19 protein-coding genes and 2 pseudogenes are annotated in these 17,678 nt (G+C 68.6%); 15 read left to right on the forward strand and 6 right to left on the reverse strand.

Annotation, left to right across the window (positions count from 1 at the left end):
• Nucleotides 1-24: 24 nt before the first annotated feature.
• The 6 genes and pseudogenes from ACFXC1_RS05345 (at nt 25) to ACFXC1_RS05370 (ending at nt 2,918) form a co-directional block, all read left to right on the forward strand.
• Nucleotides 25-477, forward strand: a complete 453-nt coding sequence (locus tag ACFXC1_RS05345; protein ID WP_381239468.1) for a DUF6194 family protein — start codon at nt 25-27, stop codon at nt 475-477.
• Between the two features lie 73 nt (nt 478-550).
• The gene (locus ACFXC1_RS05350; protein WP_381239004.1) at nt 551-1,267 is read left to right on the forward strand and encodes an alanyl-tRNA editing protein; all 717 of its coding nucleotides are present in this window, start codon (nt 551-553) and stop codon (nt 1,265-1,267) included.
• Nucleotides 1,264-1,836, forward strand: a complete 573-nt coding sequence (locus ACFXC1_RS05355; protein WP_381239007.1) for a helix-turn-helix domain-containing protein — start codon at nt 1,264-1,266, stop codon at nt 1,834-1,836. Before ACFXC1_RS05350 ends, ACFXC1_RS05355 begins: the two co-directional genes overlap by 4 nt.
• A 19-nt stretch (nt 1,837-1,855) precedes the next feature.
• Nucleotides 1,856-2,050: pseudogene (locus ACFXC1_RS05360) on the forward strand (low specificity L-threonine aldolase); the annotation flags it as partial.
• A gap of 59 nt (nt 2,051-2,109) precedes the next feature.
• Nucleotides 2,110-2,532 (forward strand): annotated as a pseudogene (locus ACFXC1_RS05365) (beta-eliminating lyase-related protein); the annotation flags it as partial.
• 143 nt (nt 2,533-2,675) lie between these two features.
• Entirely contained in the window at nt 2,676-2,918 is a 243-nt protein-coding gene (locus ACFXC1_RS05370) for a hypothetical protein (protein WP_381239496.1), read from the forward strand.
• Nucleotides 2,919-2,965: 47 nt separating this feature from the next.
• On the opposite strand, the gene ACFXC1_RS05375 is transcribed toward ACFXC1_RS05370, so the two are convergent.
• On the reverse strand, nt 2,966-4,363 hold the full coding sequence (locus tag ACFXC1_RS05375) for a glutamate decarboxylase (RefSeq protein ID WP_381239010.1): 1,398 nt from the start codon (nt 4,361-4,363) through the stop codon (nt 2,966-2,968).
• Between the two features lie 84 nt (nt 4,364-4,447).
• The gene (locus ACFXC1_RS05380; RefSeq protein WP_381239012.1) at nt 4,448-5,038 is read right to left on the reverse strand and encodes a CGNR zinc finger domain-containing protein; all 591 of its coding nucleotides are present in this window, start codon (nt 5,036-5,038) and stop codon (nt 4,448-4,450) included.
• 26 nt (nt 5,039-5,064) lie between these two features.
• Between ACFXC1_RS05380 and ACFXC1_RS05385 the strand changes: the two genes are divergently transcribed.
• From ACFXC1_RS05385 to ACFXC1_RS05400, 4 genes are all read left to right on the forward strand, one after another.
• Nucleotides 5,065-5,562, forward strand: a complete 498-nt coding sequence (locus tag ACFXC1_RS05385) for a GNAT family N-acetyltransferase (RefSeq protein ID WP_381239014.1) — start codon at nt 5,065-5,067, stop codon at nt 5,560-5,562.
• Between the two features lie 495 nt (nt 5,563-6,057).
• Nucleotides 6,058-6,525, forward strand: a complete 468-nt coding sequence (locus ACFXC1_RS05390) for a cupin domain-containing protein (RefSeq protein ID WP_381239016.1) — start codon at nt 6,058-6,060, stop codon at nt 6,523-6,525.
• Between the two features lie 51 nt (nt 6,526-6,576).
• On the forward strand, nt 6,577-7,506 hold the full coding sequence (locus ACFXC1_RS05395; RefSeq protein ID WP_381239018.1) for an alpha/beta hydrolase: 930 nt from the start codon (nt 6,577-6,579) through the stop codon (nt 7,504-7,506).
• A gap of 64 nt (nt 7,507-7,570) precedes the next feature.
• Nucleotides 7,571-8,440, forward strand: a complete 870-nt coding sequence (locus ACFXC1_RS05400; protein WP_381239020.1) for a helix-turn-helix transcriptional regulator — start codon at nt 7,571-7,573, stop codon at nt 8,438-8,440.
• A 13-nt stretch (nt 8,441-8,453) separates the two neighbouring features.
• Here ACFXC1_RS05400 and ACFXC1_RS05405 read toward each other — a convergent pair whose 3' ends face one another.
• Both ACFXC1_RS05405 and ACFXC1_RS05410 read right to left on the reverse strand, forming a co-directional pair.
• Nucleotides 8,454-8,990, reverse strand: coding sequence for a hypothetical protein (locus ACFXC1_RS05405; RefSeq protein WP_381239022.1), 537 nt, complete (start codon nt 8,988-8,990; stop codon nt 8,454-8,456).
• A gap of 114 nt (nt 8,991-9,104) precedes the next feature.
• Nucleotides 9,105-9,686, reverse strand: coding sequence for a TetR/AcrR family transcriptional regulator (locus ACFXC1_RS05410; protein WP_381239024.1), 582 nt, complete (start codon nt 9,684-9,686; stop codon nt 9,105-9,107).
• A gap of 88 nt (nt 9,687-9,774) precedes the next feature.
• On the opposite strand from ACFXC1_RS05410, the gene ACFXC1_RS05415 reads away from it, so the two are divergent.
• Entirely contained in the window at nt 9,775-10,266 is a 492-nt protein-coding gene (locus tag ACFXC1_RS05415; RefSeq protein WP_381239026.1) for an FBP domain-containing protein, read from the forward strand.
• Here the strand turns inward: ACFXC1_RS05415 and ACFXC1_RS05420 are convergent.
• Nucleotides 10,244-10,495 (reverse strand): hypothetical protein, encoded by a 252-nt coding sequence (locus tag ACFXC1_RS05420; protein WP_381239027.1) that lies wholly within the window; start codon nt 10,493-10,495, stop codon nt 10,244-10,246. The genes ACFXC1_RS05415 and ACFXC1_RS05420 overlap by 23 nt on opposite strands.
• A 224-nt stretch (nt 10,496-10,719) precedes the next feature.
• Here ACFXC1_RS05420 and ACFXC1_RS05425 point away from each other — a divergent pair, with 224 nt between their 5' ends.
• From ACFXC1_RS05425 to ACFXC1_RS05440, 4 genes are read left to right on the forward strand one after another with little or no spacing between them, the layout of a single operon-like run.
• Nucleotides 10,720-12,123, forward strand: a complete 1,404-nt coding sequence (locus ACFXC1_RS05425; protein ID WP_381239029.1) for a tyrosine-type recombinase/integrase — start codon at nt 10,720-10,722, stop codon at nt 12,121-12,123.
• Nucleotides 12,120-13,931, forward strand: coding sequence for a hypothetical protein (locus ACFXC1_RS05430; RefSeq protein WP_381239031.1), 1,812 nt, complete (start codon nt 12,120-12,122; stop codon nt 13,929-13,931). Before ACFXC1_RS05425 ends, ACFXC1_RS05430 begins: the two co-directional genes overlap by 4 nt.
• Nucleotides 13,928-16,072, forward strand: a complete 2,145-nt coding sequence (locus ACFXC1_RS05435) for a hypothetical protein (RefSeq protein WP_381239034.1) — start codon at nt 13,928-13,930, stop codon at nt 16,070-16,072. Before ACFXC1_RS05430 ends, ACFXC1_RS05435 begins: the two co-directional genes overlap by 4 nt.
• The gene (locus ACFXC1_RS05440; RefSeq protein WP_381239037.1) at nt 16,069-16,542 is read left to right on the forward strand and encodes a hypothetical protein; all 474 of its coding nucleotides are present in this window, start codon (nt 16,069-16,071) and stop codon (nt 16,540-16,542) included. Before ACFXC1_RS05435 ends, ACFXC1_RS05440 begins: the two co-directional genes overlap by 4 nt.
• Before the next feature lie 373 nt (nt 16,543-16,915).
• Here the strand turns inward: ACFXC1_RS05440 and ACFXC1_RS05445 are convergent, their stop codons facing one another.
• Nucleotides 16,916-17,671: a class I SAM-dependent methyltransferase gene (locus ACFXC1_RS05445; RefSeq protein ID WP_381239470.1), complete on the reverse strand. Its 756-nt coding sequence runs from the start codon at nt 17,669-17,671 to the stop codon at nt 16,916-16,918.
• Nucleotides 17,672-17,678: the final 7 nt, after the last annotated feature.

The raw sequence follows: 17,678 nt of genomic DNA on the forward strand, positions 1-17,678 counted from the left end.
GAAGCTGATGCTTGAACCATGACTATGGAACAGATCATCGCAGCCGTACGCGACTTCCCCGGCGCCCTCGTGCTCGCACCGGAGCCGGGCGGCGACTTCCCCGAACTTGCCTGGGGGGACGCGTTCTTCTACTACGCCCCCGACGGCCGACTGCCGCAGAACACCCAGCCGTACGGCACCGTCGTCACCAAGAACCTCCCCGGCGACACCGCGTCCGACCTCGACCCTCCAGGCCGTTGGCGCGTAAACATCCACGTCGGCCGTACGACGTTCAGCGAACTCACGGGAGAAGGGGCACATGATCACGCCGTCGCCGACACGGTGCTGCCGCACCCGGTGTACGGAGCACACGGCTGGATCTGCGTCGTCAATCCCGGTCCGAGGACGACGGACGCGGTCCTACGGCTGCTGCGTGCCGCCCATGACGACGCCAGGGCCCGGTTCGCGCGTCGTCACGCCCACCGCGGCGGGAGCTGAGCGGGCAGCCGCCAGTGTTCAGTAAAACGAACGATGCGTTTACCATCCCAGTTTAGTTCGGTATAGTGAACGCATGGTTCATTCAATCGCGGCTGCTCAGGATTGCGCGCAGATCAGCGCCTACCTCGACGACACGTACTTGGAGCAGGTCGACACGACGGTCATCGCGGTCGGCGAGAGGGACGGGGCATCCTGGGCCGCCGTAGAGGATTGTCTGTTTCATCCGCAGGGTGGGGGACAGCCCGCCGACCGGGGGTGGCTGGAGGATGCCGAGATCGTTCCGGTGCGGGACCGTGACTCGGGGCTGGTCCTGGCGACGGGCGGGGGGCTTCCCTCCCTCGCCGTGGGGGAGCGGGTGCGAGCCCGGATCGATCTTGAGGTCCGGATGGTGCACGCTGCACTGCACACGGCCGGACACCTCGTCGAGGCGGTCGGTCGGGCGCAGGGCTGGGAGATGGTCGGCAGTATCCACTTTCCCGGGCAGGCCCGCATCGAGTTCCAGGCGCCGCACGCGGACGCGCGGCTGGCCGATCCGGACGGGCGGGAAGAGGTGACGGCCCTGCTTCGCGACAGGGTGGCGGCTGCCGTCGCCGACGACCTGCCGGTCTCCGCGCGGTATCTGGCCGACGGGCGGCGCGTGGTGCATCTCGACACGTTGCACTCCGCGCCGTGCGGGGGCACGCATGTGCGCAGGCTCGGGGATCTCGCCGAGCTGGTGCTGCCGACGGTGAAGGTCAAGAAGGGCCGTATCCGCGTGTCCTACTCCGCGAGCCACCGGAGCCCTCGATGACGCCGCCGGCCGGCCGGCGGCCGGTGAGCAGTACCGCCGCGGCGGTGGGCGCGAAGATCCGGCTGCGGCGCCAGCAGCGCGGGATGAGCGCGGCGGAGATGGCCCGGCGGGCCGGGCTGAGCAAGGCCACGCTGTCTCAGCTGGAGGCCGGGAACGGCAATCCGACGATCGACACCCTGGACGCCATCGCGATCGCGCTGCGCATCCCGATCGCCGACCTCCTGGCGCGGGACGCCGACACCGGGCCGGTGTTCCGGCCGGCCACCGACATCGAACCGGGCGAGGTCTCAAGGGAGTTGCTGCGCCGGATCAGCAGCGGCAACAGCCTGGAGATCTGGCGGTTGCGTATTCCGCCCGAGACGGAGTTGGCCGGTGTGCCGCACGCAACCGGCACGATCGAGCACCTGCTCATCGCCACCGGGTACGTCACCGCCGGTCCCGTCGACGCCCCGCAGGACCTGGGCCCCGGCGACATGCTCGCCTTCGCCGGAGACGCGCCGCACTTCTACCGCACCGGCGCGGACGAGGTCGACATCACCGTCGTCTTCGCCTCCCCCATCAGCACCTGAGACCGAGGAACACCCGCTCATGAGCGCCACCACCATCGCCACCACCCCCGCCGGCCGTGCCTTCATCAGCGACAACACGGCCGGAGCCTCGCCGGAGATAGCCCGGGCCGTCGCCGACGCGGCGGCCGGACAGGTGCTGCCGTACGGCAACGACCCCTTCACCGAGCGGGCCCGCCGCAGGCTCGGTGAGATCTTCGAGCGGGACGTCGACGTGTTCCCGGTCTCCACCGGGTCGGCCGCCAACGGTCTGGGCCTGGCCGCCCTCACCCCGCCATGGGGCAGCGTGCTCTCGCATCCGGAGAGTCACATCAACACCGACGAGTGCGGGCGCCGGAGTTCTTCACGGACGGCGCCGAACTGGTCGGGGTGCCGGGTCCCGACAGCAAGATCGACCCCGAGCTGCTGCGGGTGGCGGTGCGGCGCCGGGCCGGTGACGTCCACAGCGTGCAGCCGTCCGTGGTGAGCATCAGTCAGGCCACCGAGAGCGGGAGCGTCTACACGCTGGAGGAGATCCGCCAGCTGTCCGGCATCGCCGAGGGCGCCGGACTGGGCGTCCACATGGACGGCGCGCGCTTCGCCAACGCGCTGGACCAACTCGGCGCCACCCCGGCCGAGATGACCTGGAAGGCCGGTGTCGACGTCCTGTCCTTCGGTGCCACGAAGAACGGCGCGATGACCGCCGACGCCATCGTCGCCTTCGACCCCGCACTCGCCGCCGAGCTCGCCTTCCGCGCCAAGCGCGCGGGCCAACTCACCTCCAGGATGCGGTCCAGACGGCCCAGCTCGACGCGTACCTCACTGACGGTCTGTGGCTGCGCAACGCCCGCCGGGCCAACGAGATGGCCGCCCGCCTCGGCGACGGCCTCAAGTCCATCGCCGGCGCGGGCCTGTTGGCCGCCCCGCAGGCCAACATCCCCTTCTGCCGCCTGCCCCAGCACGCCACCGAAGGACTCCTCGCCGAGGGCTACGCCTTCTACCACGACCGCTGGGAACCGGGCATCGTCCGGTTTGTCACCGCCTTCTCGCACAGCGCCGACGAAATCGACCAGCTCCTCGACGCGGTCCGCTGCCACACCCGCTGAGTCGCGGCGGCGGGACCGGTGAACTCCGCGTCCTTCAGGGCGACTTGTCAGGCGGTGACGAGTGGCTGGAGCGGCGCTGCGAATGTCGGCACGACGGTGTGCAGATTCCGGGTGACCTCGGTCAGGTCGGCGATGAACATGCCGGCGAGTTCCGCGGTGAACCCGGTGCGCACCACCAGCCGTAGCACCGAGACGTCCTGGCACGGGGCGGGGAAACTGTACGCGGGCAGATGCCAGCCGCGGGCGCGCATGCCGTTGGAGACGTCGAACACCGTGAAGCCCTGCGTGCCGGGGGCCAACCGGAAGGCGAACGCCGGGAGTTCGGACCCGTCCGTGATCAACTCGTAGGGGGCGAGGGCGCGGATGCGCGCGGCGAGGGCGCGGGCGGTGGTCCGGCTCTGGGACGCCAGCTCCCGCAGCCCCTCGAAGCCGTAGCGGAGGAAGCTGTAGTACTGCGCGACGACATGCGCCCCCGGCCGGGAGAAGTTGAGCGTGAAGCTGGGGGAGCTGCCGCCGAGGTAGTCGACCTCGAACACCAGGTCGTCCGGGAGGGCTTCGGCGTCGCGCCACAACGCCCAGCCCAGGCCTGGGAAGACGTGACCGTACTTGTGCCCCGAGGTGTTGATGGAGGCGACCCGTTCGAGCTGGAAGTCCCACAGGAGATCCGGGTCGAGGAACGGGGCGACCATGGCGCCGGACGCGCCGTCGACATGCACGGGGATGTCGGTGCCGGTGGCGGCCTGATATCCGTCCAGGGCCATGCAGATGTCCGCGACGGGCTCGTAGGAACCGTCGAACGTGGAGCCGAGGATCGCCACGACACCGATGGTGTTGTCGTCGCAGTACGCGGTGAGCGCGTCGGCGGTGAGGTGGTAGCGGCCCGGCTCCATCGGGACGTAACGCGGCTCCACCTCGAAGAAGTTGGCGAACTTCTTCCAGCACACCTGCACGTTCGCACCCATCACCAGGTTCGGGCGCGTGGTGTCCTTGCCCTGGGCGCGCCTGCGCTCCTGCCAGCGGCGCTTGAGCGCGAGTCCGCCGAGCATCGCGGCCTCGCTGGAACCGGTGGTCGAGCAGCCGCGGACCTGCTCCGGACGCGGTGCGTGCCAGAGCCTGGCGAGCATCCGTACGCAGCGCTCCTCCATGGCGGTGATCTGCGGGTACTCGGCGCGGTCGGCGAGGTTCTTCTCGGCGGTCTCCGCCATCAACTCCCTTGCCTGCGGCTCCATCCACGTCGTCACGAAGGTGGCGAGATTGAGGCGGGCGTTGCCGTCGAGCATCAGCTCGTCGCGTACGCGGCGGCAGATCAGGTCGGGTGAGGACGACGTCTCGGGCAGTTCGTCGACCGGCAGCAGGAGGTCGGCGGCCGGCTGTCCGGCGCGGCGGGAGACGGTCCGGGTGTCGAACCCTGCTTCGGGCATGACGGCGGTATGCGGGATGGGCATGAGTGTGGGAATGCCTTTCTGGTGGTCCTTGCGGCCCCGTGCATTCCGACGCTAGATCGCCGAGCGGTGCGACGTATGTGCCGATTACACCGATCCAGTGATCGATTTGCGCACTGATGAACTGGATTTTCCCTTGTACATACTGGATGCCTCCCTTTCCTGACCCCGGGCCCGGTGCCGGCGTACCGCGTCGCGGTTGGCGCAGAGTTGGGAGCAGTAGCGCTGCCGCCCGGTGCGAGAGGTGTCGGCGAAGACCGCGTCGCACTCGGTCACGGCGCAGCGCCGCAGGCGGTGCATTCCGCGTCCCGCCAGATGCAGCGCCGTACCCACCGCGATCAGGGAGAACAGCACATCGCCGAGCGGCTTCCGGTCGTCCCGGTAGTGGAGGTGCCAGCCGCTGCCCGCATGGTCGGTCATGCGTGGATGGGCGGCGGCCTCCTCCAGCATCCGGTTGACGAGTGCCGCGCGCTCGTGCTCGTCGGCGGCGTCGACGACCTGCTCCCACGACTCCAGCGCGTACCGGGCCCGGTCGAGATCCTCTGCGGTCGTCGGCCGCTCCAGCACCAGACCGGCATCGCGGCAGCGGTCCGCGAGTTCTCCGGCGTCTGCGAGGGGCCGGTTGACCAGATCTGCCGCCAGATTCACGGCATCCTCGCCGTAAGGGTTGAGATGCATAAGACCATTACAGCAGCCTGATCGCCATGCGACAACGCGACAACACAGATCCGTCCCGGGTACGGCAGGCCGTCGAGTACGACCTCGTGGAGCTCGTACGGCTACGGGCGCTGCTCTTCGAGGACTTGGGGGGCGACTTCTTCAACCCCGCGTCGGCGGACGGCGATTGGCTGGACGCCCTGGCAGTCGTGTTCAAGGAACAGCTGACGGTGGACACCGTGCGCATCCTCGTCGTGGACGGCGACGACGGCACCCTCGCGGCCTGCGGCATCGGCACCGTCGAGCAGCGACTGCCCGGCCCGCACCTGCTCAACGGCCGGATCGGGCAGGTGCTCGGCGTGGTCACCGACCCCGCCCACCGGCGACGCGGGCACAGCCGCTCGATCATGCGGGGCCTGCTCGACTGGTTCCGGGACAGCGGCGTCTCCCGGGTCGACCTGCACGCCTCCGCCGAGGGCGAACCGCTGTACCGCGGCCTCGGTTTCACCGAACACCCCGATCCGTCCCTGTACTGGCGGCCGTGATCGGCCGGGACGACGTCACGCGCTATCGGTGGACTGTCCTTGCTGTCGCCACCTTCACCCAGGCCGCGTCGGGCTTCTTCGTGCAGGGCATCGGGGCGATGGGCATCGTCCTGCGCCATGAACTCGGCCTGAACGCTCCCCAGTTGGGCCTGCTGATCTCGGCGGCCCAACTCGCCCCGCTGGTAGGCCTCACGATCGCCGGGGAGTTGCTGGACCGCTACGACGAGCGCTGGGTCGTAGGGGCCGGCGCCTGCGTGGTCGGCCTGCCGCTCGGCGCGGGAAGTCTCGCGTCCGGATACGCCTCGCTGCTGGCAGCAGAGGATGCCACAAGACCATGGCCGTCTTGGACGCGCGCGATACCCCGGGCCGGACGTGGGGGAGTGGTACTGCTGGTCCTACCCGCATGCCTGGCGGCCGGGCGGAGCCAAGAGGATCATCGAACCGACCGAGTCATCCCCGTGAGCGCGCGGCACCGGACGCAGAACGGACACCGTCATGACCCTGGCCTACCTCGCACAGCCCGAGCAGCAGCAGAAACTCGAATGGCTCGACGGCGGTGAGTTCGCAGTACTCCTGGACGCGGCGGCCACCGGCGGGCAGTTGACCGTGGGACGGTTCTCCGTCGCCAAGGGCGAGGCGCCGCCGTACCACATGCACACGCGTGAGGACGAGGTCTTCATGCTGATCAAGGGCAGTGCGCTGCTGTGGTGCGACGACGAGGAGATGGAGCTGTCGGAGGGCGGAATCGTCTTCCTCCCGCGCAACGTCCCACACGGCTACCGGATCACCTCCGACACGGCGGATCTCCTCATGATCTGCACACCCGGCGGCATCGAGGGCATGTTCCGCCACGCGGGACGCGACCTGACGACCCCGCGCCCCGAGGGCTTCGAGATCTCCCGGGACCTCCTGGCCGAGGCCGCCGACAAGTACGGCCAGATCATCGTCGGCCCGCCGCGCTGACCCGCGGCTCCCCTCACAGCTCTTTTCACCTGAACCACGAAAGGCACAGCCATGTCCCGGCAACAGCGCCAGGCCCTCGACGAACTGCTGCGGCACGGTCCGCTCGACCTCGGCGGCGATGTCGCCGAACAGCGCGCCGTCTTCAGCGAGTTGATGGCGTCCATCCCGTTGCCACCCGACGTTTCCACCACGGTGGGCGAACTGGGCGGCGTACCGGTCGTCACCGTCGAGACCCCCGCGAGCGACCCGGCGACCGTGGTCCTCTACCTGCACGGGGGTGCCTACGCCATCGGCTCGGCGGCCGACGCCGTGGGCCTGGCCGCCGAGATCGTACGGCGCACCGACGCGCGCGCCGTGTGCGTCGACTACCGGCTGGCCCCCGAACACCCCTTCCCCGCGGCCGTCGACGACGCGCTGGCGGTCTACCGGGCCCTCCTCGACGACGGACTGCCCAGCTCCGCGATCGCCTTCGTCGGCGAGTCCGCGGGCGGCGGGCTCGTCGCCGCGACGCTGGTCGCCGCCAAGGACGCGGGACTGCCCCAGCCCGCGTCGGCCGCGGTGTTCTCCCCGTGGGCCGACCTGAGCGTGTCCGGCGCGAGCGCGGTGAGCAAAGCGGCCGTCGACCCCGCGCTGACCCCGGAGGGCCTGCGCACGCGAGCCCGCGACTACCTCGGCGACACGGACCCCGCCACGCCCTACGCCAGCCCCGTCTTCGCGGACCTGACCGGCCTGCCGCCGCTGCTCATCCAGGTCGGCTCGCACGAGATCCTGCTGGACGACGCCGTACGACTGGCCGCGCGCGCCGCCGAGTGCGACGTACGGGTCGATCTGCAGGTCTGGTCCCAAGTACCGCACGTCTTCCAGGGGTTCGCGGTCATGCTCGACGAGGGCGCCGAAGCGCTCGACGCCGCCGCCGCGTTCACGCGGGCCCACTGGACGGACGTCACCGAAGGCGCCGAGGCGCCCGAAGCCGTCGGGTAAAGAATCCGTAGTGCGGAGACCGAAGGTCAGTGTGCCGTACGGCGGGTCGACGACGATGTCGTGCATGGCTACGACGAACCACTTCGGCATCGCTCTGCGGGGGTGGCGAGAGCGCGTGTCACCTCGGGACAGCGGGCTGGAGCCGGACGGGGAGCGGCGGATCCCCGGACTGCGCCGGGAGGAACTGGCCCGGCTGGCGGGCCTGTCGGTCGACTACGTGGTCCGGCTGGAGCAGGGCCGCGCCCGCAACCCCTCGGCCCAGGTGGTCACCGCGCTGGCCAGGGCGCTGCGCCTCGAACCGTCCGAACGCGACCACCTGTTCCGCTGCGCCCACCTCGCGCCGCCCGCGACCGGGAACGTGTCCAGACACATGCCGGCGCGGGTGCACCGGCTCGTGGGTCAGCTGGCCGACAACCCCACCGCGGTGTTCGCCGCCGACTGGACCCTCATCGGCTGGAACGACATGTGGTCCGCCGCCATCGGCGATCCCCGCACCTACGGCTGGGACGAACACAACCTCGTCGCCGGGATGTTCCGACCGGGCGGCGGAACCGGACGGGAGCCGATCGCGGGCTGGCCCGTGCGGTCCTGGGCGGGCGACGAGGTCGAGGAGGAGGATCTCGTCGCCGACCTGCGGGTCACGGCCGCCGCACATCCCCATGACGCGCGGCTCGTCGCCTTCGTCGACCGCATGCTGCGCGACAGCCCGCGCTTCGCCCGCCTGTGGTCCAACGGCACGGCCCGCACCCATGTCGGAGACCGAAAGACCGTGGAGCACCCCCGAGTTGGGGAGATCGACCTCGACCTGGACGTGGTGATGGCCGCCGGCACCGACCTCAGGATCGTCACGTACACGGCGGCGGCCGGGACGAACGACGCGGAGAAGCTGGACGATCTGCGCGCTGGCCGCCCCCTGCCGGCCAGGGTGCCGTGAAGGTCGCGGTACCTCAGTCCTCGTCCGCGCGCGACAGCGCGTCGGTGATCAGACGGGTCGCGGAGTCGGGGTCCTCCGTGATGCGGTTGATGTGTTCCGCGAGCAGGAAGGCGGTGGCCTCCAGCGGAGTCATCTCCTCCTTGGTCCAGTCCCCGTACTGCTCGCGCCAGAGGTTGGGGCTCAGCCCGATGCCCGCCGCGACGACCAGACCGGCCATGGTGGGGATGGCCTCGGGCGGAACGCTCCTGGGCATCATGCGCAGCGTGCCCACGAGGGTGGGCACCACGTACTCGATGACGTCCTTGCCCTGACTCTCGTGCGCTTTCCGCAGCCACGCCATGAAGATGTAGATGAGGGTGCACGTGCCGGCCAGGACGTCATCGACACCCTCCGGACCCAGCGACGCGATGAACTGCTCCATCAGCGCCTGCTGTTCGGGATCGGAGCCCGTCCTGCCGTCGTGCACGGTCTTGAGCCGGGAGTCCACGATCATGAGCGCCGCGCCCACGTCACCGACGGGAGCGTGCTGGGGGTCGAGGGGCGATGACACCGGAATCCTCCTCGGTTGGCCGCGACGATCAGCGCGTCGTGTCCGTGCGTATCCGAAGAGTATTCGTCCGGGGGTGACGCGGGACGGCCGTTTGCCATCTTCCGGAAGCGTTCGCTAGGCGGCGGTCGGCCAGGTGCGCAGCAGGGCGTCCAGTCCGTTGAGGATCTCGGTCCAGCTCGTCTGTGCGTCGGGGGCGCTGTGGTCGAAGCCGCCGGCGGTCTCCAGGCCGACGAAGCCGCTGAAGACGCTGCCCAACAGCCGTACCGCGTGCGTCTGTTGCAGTTCGGGCAGGTCGTAGCCGCGCAGGATCGCCCTGGTCATCTGCGCGTGCCGTACGCCCGCGCTCGCGGCGGCCGTCTCCGGGTCGAGCCGGAAGCGGGCCGCGACGAAACGCCCCGGGTGCTTGAGGGCGTAGTCGCGGTAGGCGTTCGCGAAGGCGGTCAGGGCGTCCTTGCCGGCTCGTCCGGCCACCGCCGCGGAGACCTGATCGGCCAGTTCCTCCAGGGCGAGCAGGGCGATCCTGGTCTTGAGGTCGTGGGCGTTCTTCACGTGCGAGTACAGGCTCGCCGTCTTGACGCCGAAACGCCGGGCGAGTTCGGCGGGCGTCGCCTGCTCGAAGCCGATCTCGTCGGCCAGGTCCGCGCCCGCCCGGACCAGGCGTTCGGTGGTCAGTCCCACCCGTCCGGTGCCTGCCATGGTCGCGTCCTCCGCATCGATTCCGTCATCTCCGGCTTCGAACATTATGCATTTGCCTAACTTGATTAGGCAAATTAGCGTGTCCGTTATGAAGCCGCTGACCGAGCAAGAGATCCGCACCGCGTTCGTGAACTGCACCAAGGGCGAGGCCAAGCGCCTGTCCGTCCCCCGCGACCTCGCCGAACGATCCTGGGACGACCTGGACTTCCTGGGCTGGCGAGATCCCCAGGCCCCCGACCGGGCCTACGTCGTGACCGAACTGGACGGCCGCCCGGTCGGCGTCCAGCTGCGCACCTCCGGCGCCGGCTCCTGGCAGCAGCGCCGCAGCATGTGCTCGGTGTGCCTGACCACCCACACCGGAGGCGTCTCCCTGATGGTCGCGCCGAGATCGGGGAAGGCCGGACAACAGGGAAACTCCGTCGGCGTCTACATGTGCAGCGACCTCGCCTGCTCCCTCTATGTACGCGGCAAGAAGGACACGGGCGTCGGCGCCCGCCTCCAGGAGTCCCTCACCCTGGAGGAGAAGATCAGGCGGACCGTGACGAACCTCGCCACGTTCATCGCGCGAGTGGGCGCGTGACCAGCAGCGCCCGCTCGAACGTGGAACGATGCGCGGAGGTGCACGCGTGCTCCCGCTCGGACCACTCAACCCGGGAGGCGATCAACTCGCCGTCATCGGGGCGCAGTTCGGGGTCGCCGAGGCGCCGCCGCCACCAACTCGCGTTGCGGGTCTGCCGGTCGAGCATCGCGTCGACCAACTCACCACGGGCGGAGGCTTCGAGACCGTAGGCGTCCGCGAGGATCCGCACCTGGGCCGCCTGCGCCGCGGTGGGCGGGGCGGTGGCGCGGGAGGAAACGCACCAGGTCCAGGCCGCGTATTACCGCGGCAGTATGAGGTGTCTCAAAGATCGTGAGGTTATGCGTACGCCTCATGTGTCTCATCTCATCTGCCGGGAGGAGGCGGATGTCCGTCATGGGGACAGCCGCAACGGAAGCTGTGGTGGCCAACCACCGCACCTCATCAGGATTGGCCGTGCTGCAAGACATCGATGCCGGTGGAGTCCTGCATCGTGCGGAAGTCCGGGAAAGACAGCGGTTCATCCTGGGCCCTGACGGCTCGTACGACGTGCACCTGAACCAGTTTCTGCGGGACCTGCCCAGTTGGGGTGTGCGATCGAAGAATGGACAAGATGCCTACTGCTCGGACCTGACCGTCGTCTGCCGCTTCCTGCACGAGGCCCGGGGCGGGAAGACGATCTGGCAGATGGACCAGGCGGATCTTCGGGCCTTCAAGAGCGCTCGCCTGTTCGGCCAGGATCCGGACGATCGGATCGCGTACGCCACCTGGCAGCGGTTCTTGGCGGCTCTGGAGAAGTGGGTGCGCTGGGCCCTGGACGCGGAACTGCTCGCGGCCGAGCCGTTTCGGTACGTCGAAAAGGTGGTGATGACGCCGAACGGCCCGAAGCAGGTCCGAGTGAACGAGGAGTCGGAGCCGGGCAAGAGCAAGGTGCCCATCTCGTTCCTGCCCTACGAGGACTTCCTGCTCTGGCGGGACGTGGGGCTGCGGGGCTTCCTTCCGAACGGCGACCGCGACCCCACGTGGCGAGGACGCAATGGCGAGCGCAACGGGCTCTTCGCCGATCTGCTGGTCTGCACCGGCATGCGGCTGGTGGAGGCGTCGTGCCTACTTCTACCGGAGATCCCGCTGCTGGCCCCGGCCCGCGGGGACTTCCACCTGTCGAAGGCGGTCACCAAGAGGAACAAGCCGCGGACGGTCTACGCACGGCTTCGGGTGCTGCGCGACGTGCACCACTACGTCACCATCGAGCGCGACGAACTGGTCCAGCGCATGAGGTTGACAGGTGCCTGCGACGCGAAGGCGGACTCGTGGCACGTCCTGCGTTCCAACCGGCACGCGCTGGTCGTGGAGGGCCAGAGACGGGCCTGGACCTACTCCGACATCGACTACGAGGACCGCCTGCGGCTGGTGTCGGTCGACGCAGGCGGCCGGGCGGTGGGACCGCTATGGCTGTGGCTGGGTGAGGACGGATCACCGCTGAAGAGCTCGACGTGGCAGTCGGCGTTCCGGCGGGCGAACGAGCGCTGCGAGCGCTTCGGCCTCGACTTCGATGTCCACCCCCACACGCTCCGGCACACATTCGCCGTGCACATGCTCGGCCTGCTTCTGCGTCAGACCGTGCGCGCGCTGGGCATGCAGGAGGACCGGCGGTTCACGCTCGCCCAGATCAAGCGCTTGCTGATCGGCAATCCGATGCGCAAGCTGCAACTGCTCCTTGGCCACACCAACGAGCAGACGGTCTACCTCTACCTGGACGTCCTGGACGAGGCCCAGGAGATCGTGCTGGCCGCGTTGCAGGAATGGGACGAGCACTCGGCGATTCTGGAGAACCTCCAGCTCAGCGAGGTGAGTCAGTGAGCCCGCGGCGTGTCAGGTTCAGTCCGACCGATGCTCCCGAGGCCGCGGAGCTGATCCCGAGCATCGGCCCCGTCGTCTTCTCGGTGCAGCTTGCCGACGGGGGTAGCGAGGAGGTGGACCTGTCGGACCTGGGCCTGCCCCGTCTGGTCCGGCCGTTGGCCCGGGGGATGGCCAGCGAAACCGCGAAGGAGAAGGGACACCGCCGGCGCGATGCTGTGCGCATGCACGTCAAGCTGCTGCGGGAGTTCGTTGCCTTCACCGGTGCGGCTCTGGCGGACATGGGCGAAACGCTGGGTCCCGACGACCTCGAGCCGGAACTGCTCGATGCGTTCGCGACACTGCTGGCCGGACGTCATCCCGAGGGCAGTGGCCGGCCGAAGGCGCTGATGCGGCATCTGACCCGCTTCCTCAAGGCGGCCGAGGAACTCGGACACGCCCAGTTCGAAACGGACTTCCGCCGCAGGCTTGAGCAGGCGTGGGAACGCGATCCCCGCAGGCCGCTGAACTCCTATCCGTTTCCGGTCTTCGATGCGCTGGAAGCCGCCGCGCGGGACGACGTGGGCCTGATCCGCGATCGCATCCTGGAAGGCGAGCGAGTGGCAGCAACCGGGCGCGACCCGGAGGTCCACGGCTGGAAGCGCTACGAAGACGTTCTTTGGTACATAGCCAACCGCGGACCGCTTCGGCCCGAGCACCTGACCGATCGAGTCAAGGATCTGGGCGGAATGGGGAGGCTCAATGCCCAGCTCTTCTTGACCACGGCGGACGTGGTGCGCTTCCAGATCCTGCTGGGCTGCCAGACCGGCCTCGAGCCGGAGTGCGTCGGGGAACTGAAGACCGACTGCCTGATCAACCCGGCGCGGGGCTACGTCAGCGTGAAGTACCTCAAGCGGCGAGCCCACAACGACTGGAACAAGACCATCCGCGTGCGCGACGGCGGCAACCTTCGCACCCCCGGCGGGGTCCTCCGCCTGGCCCTGCGCCTTGGTCAACGGGCCCGCGACACCCTCGGCACCGACGAGATGTGGGTGGTCTCGAATCTGGCGACGGGTAATCACGACCGGATCCTCGGTCTTCACAAGACCATGCCCTCCACCAGATACAGGCGGATCTTCCTGAGCGAGCACGGTCTGGACAGCCTGCTCGACCACGACGGCCAGCCCCTGCGGTCGGTGGATCTACGCAGACTGCGCAAGACCTTCAAATCCAAGCAGTACCTGCGCTCCGGGGGCGTCCTGCCGGACTTCGCGAGCGGCCACACCCCGCAGATCGCAGGTCGGCACTACGCGGACATCGAAGCCCACGAGGAGATCCACGACTCCGCGATCGAGGCCGGCCTCGGCCAGGCCCTCGCGGCGGCCCTGCCTCCTCCGGTCGTCCTGGACGACGACGGGCGGCGCCTGGACGACGGGACGGAAGAACTTCCCTCCCAAGTGGTCGCCGACGCCCTGTCCGGGGCGACCGACGTCTGGCTGTCGTCCTGCAAAAACTTCTTCAACTCCCCGTGGGCCGCCAAGAAGGGCGCCGCCTGCCCGGTCCCGCCCTGGGTATGCCTGGAGTGCCCGAACGCCGTGTTCACGACCCGCCACCTGCCCTCAGTGCTGTCCGTCCTGGACACGATCGAGCGCCAGCGCGAGGAGTTCGCGACCGCCGAGTGGCAGGTCCGCTTCGGTCTCGCACACGAGCGCATCACCACCGGGGTCCTGAACAGGTTCACCTCCCGCCAGATCGCCACCGCGCGGGCCATCGCCGAGTGCGACGGGGCCCGGCTCGCCCTGCCCAATGTCTTCCTGGAGACGATCCGATGACCGCGACCTCGACGAAGGCCGCCGCCAGCGCCGCCTTCCCCGCCGACGACTACGCCCTTCCGGAGCGGATCACCGCCGGGCATGCCAGTCGCGGCCCCCGCGTCGGTGACGAGGTGTGGGACCTGCACGAGTTCCTGCCCAGGACACAACGCGAAAGGCGGGTCATCTTCACCGACTTCACACCGGGTCTGCAGCGCCAGACCGCGCAGGAGTACCTCTACTGGCGCATGCGCCTGCGCATCAACGGTCAGCGCAAGCCCATGAAGCCGACCTGGCTCCCGCAAGAGGTCCGCAGCCTGTTCCGGACGATGGAAGCCCTGGCCAAAGTGGGTGCCCCGCGACTTCAGGACGTCCAGCGCCACCACTTGGAGGCCTTCTTGAAGAGAAGCAGGCCATCAGGTCCCAGTGCGGTCCACATCATGGTGAACACTCTCAAGTCCCTCTCGGCCGTGGGCGAGCACCTCAGTGCGGACCGACTCTCGCTGGTGCCGTGGCCCTATCGAAGCGCCCAACAGATCGCCGGGCTGACCCCACGGCGCGAGAACGGCACCCCGCGCATCCCCGAAGAGATCATGGGCCCGTTCCTGGCCGGCGCGGTGTTCTACCTGGAGAAAGCAGGCCCGGACATCCTGGCTGCCGCGCGCGAGATCAAACGCCTGGAGGCTCAGATCGCCGCTGGCCCGAAGGAGGGCCGCGGCGGCAGCGAAGCCAAAATCCAGGATTTCATCGCCCGGCGCCGGGCCGCAGGCCGAGGCATTCCCGCCCTACCGATCCAGCTGAACAAGGGCAGGCCGGGCGCTCCGGTGGTCGACGGCATCGTGCAATGGCCGAACATGCAACTGATCGGCCTCCTGGCCGGTGTCCGCTCGACGAACCGCTACACGGAGATGGTCGTGGAGGTCGGACGCAGCATCGGCTTCGAAGTGGGTGGCGTTCCGACCTCCCGGGCCCCCTGGCCGGCCTCGGGACGTCCGTGGCGGCCGGAGATGAGCCGCCACACCCTCGGGCTTGAGATGGGTTTCCTGCGGACCGCCTGCTGGATCATCATCGCCTACCTGTCCGGCATGCGCGACGTCGAAGTACGGGAACTGAGCCGGGACTGCGCAGTCGTCGAGACCGCTACGGACGGCCGCCTCCGCTACAAGATCCACGGCCGGGTCTACAAGGACCGCCGGCTCTCCGGCGACGAGGAGGAATGGGTTGTCCTGGAAATCGTGCACCGGGCCGTCGACATGCTGCTGGAGATCAACGACGACTCCACCCACCTGTTCGGCTTCACCGCCAGGGACGGCGACCTCGGCCTGATGCGCGCGATCCCCCAGCGGCTCAACAGCTTCCGCGACCACCTCAACGAGCTCTTCAGCACGGACCAGGGCCCCTACATCCCCCTTCCAGCCACCGACGCCGTCCCCGGCACCGAGGACCTGGACGAGGACACCGACCAGGCAAGCGAAGCCAGAGACGCGGCAGATGCCACGCCGATGCCCTGGGCGTTCGACACAAGGCAGTTCCGCCGCACCCTGGCCTGGCATATCGCCTTCCAGCCCTTCGGAATGGTCGCCGGCACCAGGCAGTACAAGCACGCCAGCTTCGCGGTATTCGAGGGCTATGCCGGTACCTCGGCATCGGGATTCGCCGACGAGGTCGCGGCCGACAAGGCCGTGGCCATGCTCGACTACGTTGAAGATCTCTACCACGACTGGAACGACGGGGGGCGGTCCAGCGGAGGGGCTGCCAACCGCATCGAGGCGGAATTCGACCGCATCCGAGCCGAGTTGGGCGACCTGCCGGGGACGGTGGCCAGCCCCGAGCGGGTCCGCACGATGCTTCGGCATCTGACCCACACTCTGCACCCTGGTGTCCTCAACGATTGCTTCCACCATGCCGAGACTGCGGTCTGCGAGAAGCGCTCACCCGGCCTGGGCCGTCCTCTGCCCATGCTGAACATGTGCCTGACCTGCCCGAACTCCCGCCGTTCGTCCGTCCATCTGCCCAGACTCCACCAGACCCGCGAGCAAGCCCTTCAGGAGTTCGGCGACACCACCGGCCTGCCGCCGCACCAGGCAACGGCGATCGGCGAGTTCGTCAACACTCTCGACACGCTGATCAACGAACTCGCCGAGACGGGAGCAGCCCGGTGACCAGCACACCCAGGACGGCTCAGACCGTATTCGCCCAACTCACCCGCGACCGGGACCTGGCCGACATCGACCGGGAGATCATGAGGGCCTTCGAACGGCTGCTGGACGGCCGCCCCGAGATCACCGACGGCTCGCTGAAGGTGGTGAACATCGCCGCCGAGGCCGGGGTGTCCCGGGCCTCCTACTACCGTTCCCCGGTCGCGGCGGCCATCAAGGAGATCCTGGAGGCCCCGGATCTCAAGCGCCCAGAGGTCGACGACCTCAAGGCCGAGGTCACCAGGCTCCGCAAGGAGATGCGCGAGTTGCGTCGCGAGAAGGCCGAAGAGGTGCGCGAGCTGAAGGACATGGTGGCCACCTACGCCAACCAGATCCAGGTCCTCGCTCTACGCAACGTCGAACTGGAGGCCGACTCGGAAGCACTTCGAGCGCACATCGCTGGCACTCCGGGCAACGTCAGCCCGCTGCGATAACTCGCTCGCATTCGCCGCTCTGGGTGATCAATTCCAAGGGATGCCTGCGGAGGGTGTGGGGTGGGTGGCGGCCGAAGCCACCGCGAGACGGTCAGGCGGCGGGCTGCCGGCCGTGGTTGTCGAGGTGGCAGCGGGCGGTCAGGCGTCGGGGTCGACTTCGGGGTGCGTGAACCGCACGGACTTGCCCAGCGACCGGGCGTAGGCGATTTCGGCTCGGGTGCTGTCTCCGATGTAGTCGCCGACGAAAGCGCCTGAGTTCGCGATTACGGAGCGATCGAGGACGCGAACCCAGGCAGGGGTACTGATCGGGCAGGTGCTCATCGTCGTCCCTCGAGCAACCGCGCGGTCCGGCCAGGGACCGAGAGTCCCGTGTTTATACCTTGCTCGCGACCACCATGTAGTTCTCGGCCTCAAGATCGAACGTGCTCAGTTCCGTTTGGAGTCCGACCCGGTGCAGCTCGACTTCGAGTTCCTCGTACCGGTAGGGCCAGCAGGACAGCAGTTCCGAGCGGACAAGAACCGGCCCAGTCGCATCAACTTGGGCGATCGCAATCTCGATGTGGTGCTCATCCTCCCAATGCGGCGCAATCTCCCAGCGGTAAATTACGACGGCATCGCGACCGTTTCGCCGGACGATTCGGTCCCAGATGTCCAGCCGGGAACCTCTGGCCCTCACGAGTTCCCACGTGCGGGATGTGAGCACCAAGCGCCCGCCGGGGCGCAGAAGCCGTGACATCGACTCCAGAGCAGCACCCCTGCCTGTCGCGCCCGCGGCATGGTGAAGCGAGTTGCCAACGCAGAACACCATGTCGAACGTGTTGTCCTGGAAATGGTCTGGCAACTCTTCCCAGTTCGCCCGTACGGCCCGGACGGATGCCCCGAACTCCTCGGACAACTCTGCAGTCCGGCGAACCATCGCCTCGCTGGCGTCAGTTGCGACAACCTGCATGCCACGACCGGCGAGGCCAACCGCCAACTGTCCGGTTCCGCACGAACAGTCAAGGACGTGAGCGTTCGACGGCAGGAGATTGAGGACGTCGTCGAACGACGCAGCGAACTCGGCTGGAGGCAACTTTGCATCCGAGATGAGCCATTCGTACACCTCGGCAAGCACGCCATAGCCTGTCACAACCACT

Origin of the sequence: Streptomyces hokutonensis (assembly GCF_042751305.1) — a bacterium.
GTDB classification, from domain to species: domain Bacteria; phylum Actinomycetota; class Actinomycetes; order Streptomycetales; family Streptomycetaceae; genus Streptomyces; species Streptomyces hokutonensis_A.

Coding starts and splice junctions, on each gene's coding strand:
- ACFXC1_RS05345 (WP_381239468.1), top strand. CDS start 25: ATGGAACAGATCATCGCAGCCGTACGCGACTTCCCCGGCGCCCTCGTG.
- ACFXC1_RS05350 (WP_381239004.1), top strand. CDS start 551: ATGGTTCATTCAATCGCGGCTGCTCAGGATTGCGCGCAGATCAGCGCC.
- ACFXC1_RS05355 (WP_381239007.1), top strand. CDS start 1,264: ATGACGCCGCCGGCCGGCCGGCGGCCGGTGAGCAGTACCGCCGCGGCG.
- ACFXC1_RS05370 (WP_381239496.1), top strand. CDS start 2,676: ATGGCCGCCCGCCTCGGCGACGGCCTCAAGTCCATCGCCGGCGCGGGC.
- ACFXC1_RS05375 (WP_381239010.1), bottom strand. CDS start 4,363: ATGCCCATCCCGCATACCGCCGTCATGCCCGAAGCAGGGTTCGACACC.
- ACFXC1_RS05380 (WP_381239012.1), bottom strand. CDS start 5,038: ATGCATCTCAACCCTTACGGCGAGGATGCCGTGAATCTGGCGGCAGAT.
- ACFXC1_RS05385 (WP_381239014.1), top strand. CDS start 5,065: ATGCGACAACGCGACAACACAGATCCGTCCCGGGTACGGCAGGCCGTC.
- ACFXC1_RS05390 (WP_381239016.1), top strand. CDS start 6,058: ATGACCCTGGCCTACCTCGCACAGCCCGAGCAGCAGCAGAAACTCGAA.
- ACFXC1_RS05395 (WP_381239018.1), top strand. CDS start 6,577: ATGTCCCGGCAACAGCGCCAGGCCCTCGACGAACTGCTGCGGCACGGT.
- ACFXC1_RS05400 (WP_381239020.1), top strand. CDS start 7,571: ATGGCTACGACGAACCACTTCGGCATCGCTCTGCGGGGGTGGCGAGAG.
- ACFXC1_RS05410 (WP_381239024.1), bottom strand. CDS start 9,686: ATGGCAGGCACCGGACGGGTGGGACTGACCACCGAACGCCTGGTCCGG.
- ACFXC1_RS05415 (WP_381239026.1), top strand. CDS start 9,775: ATGAAGCCGCTGACCGAGCAAGAGATCCGCACCGCGTTCGTGAACTGC.
- ACFXC1_RS05435 (WP_381239034.1), top strand. CDS start 13,928: ATGACCGCGACCTCGACGAAGGCCGCCGCCAGCGCCGCCTTCCCCGCC.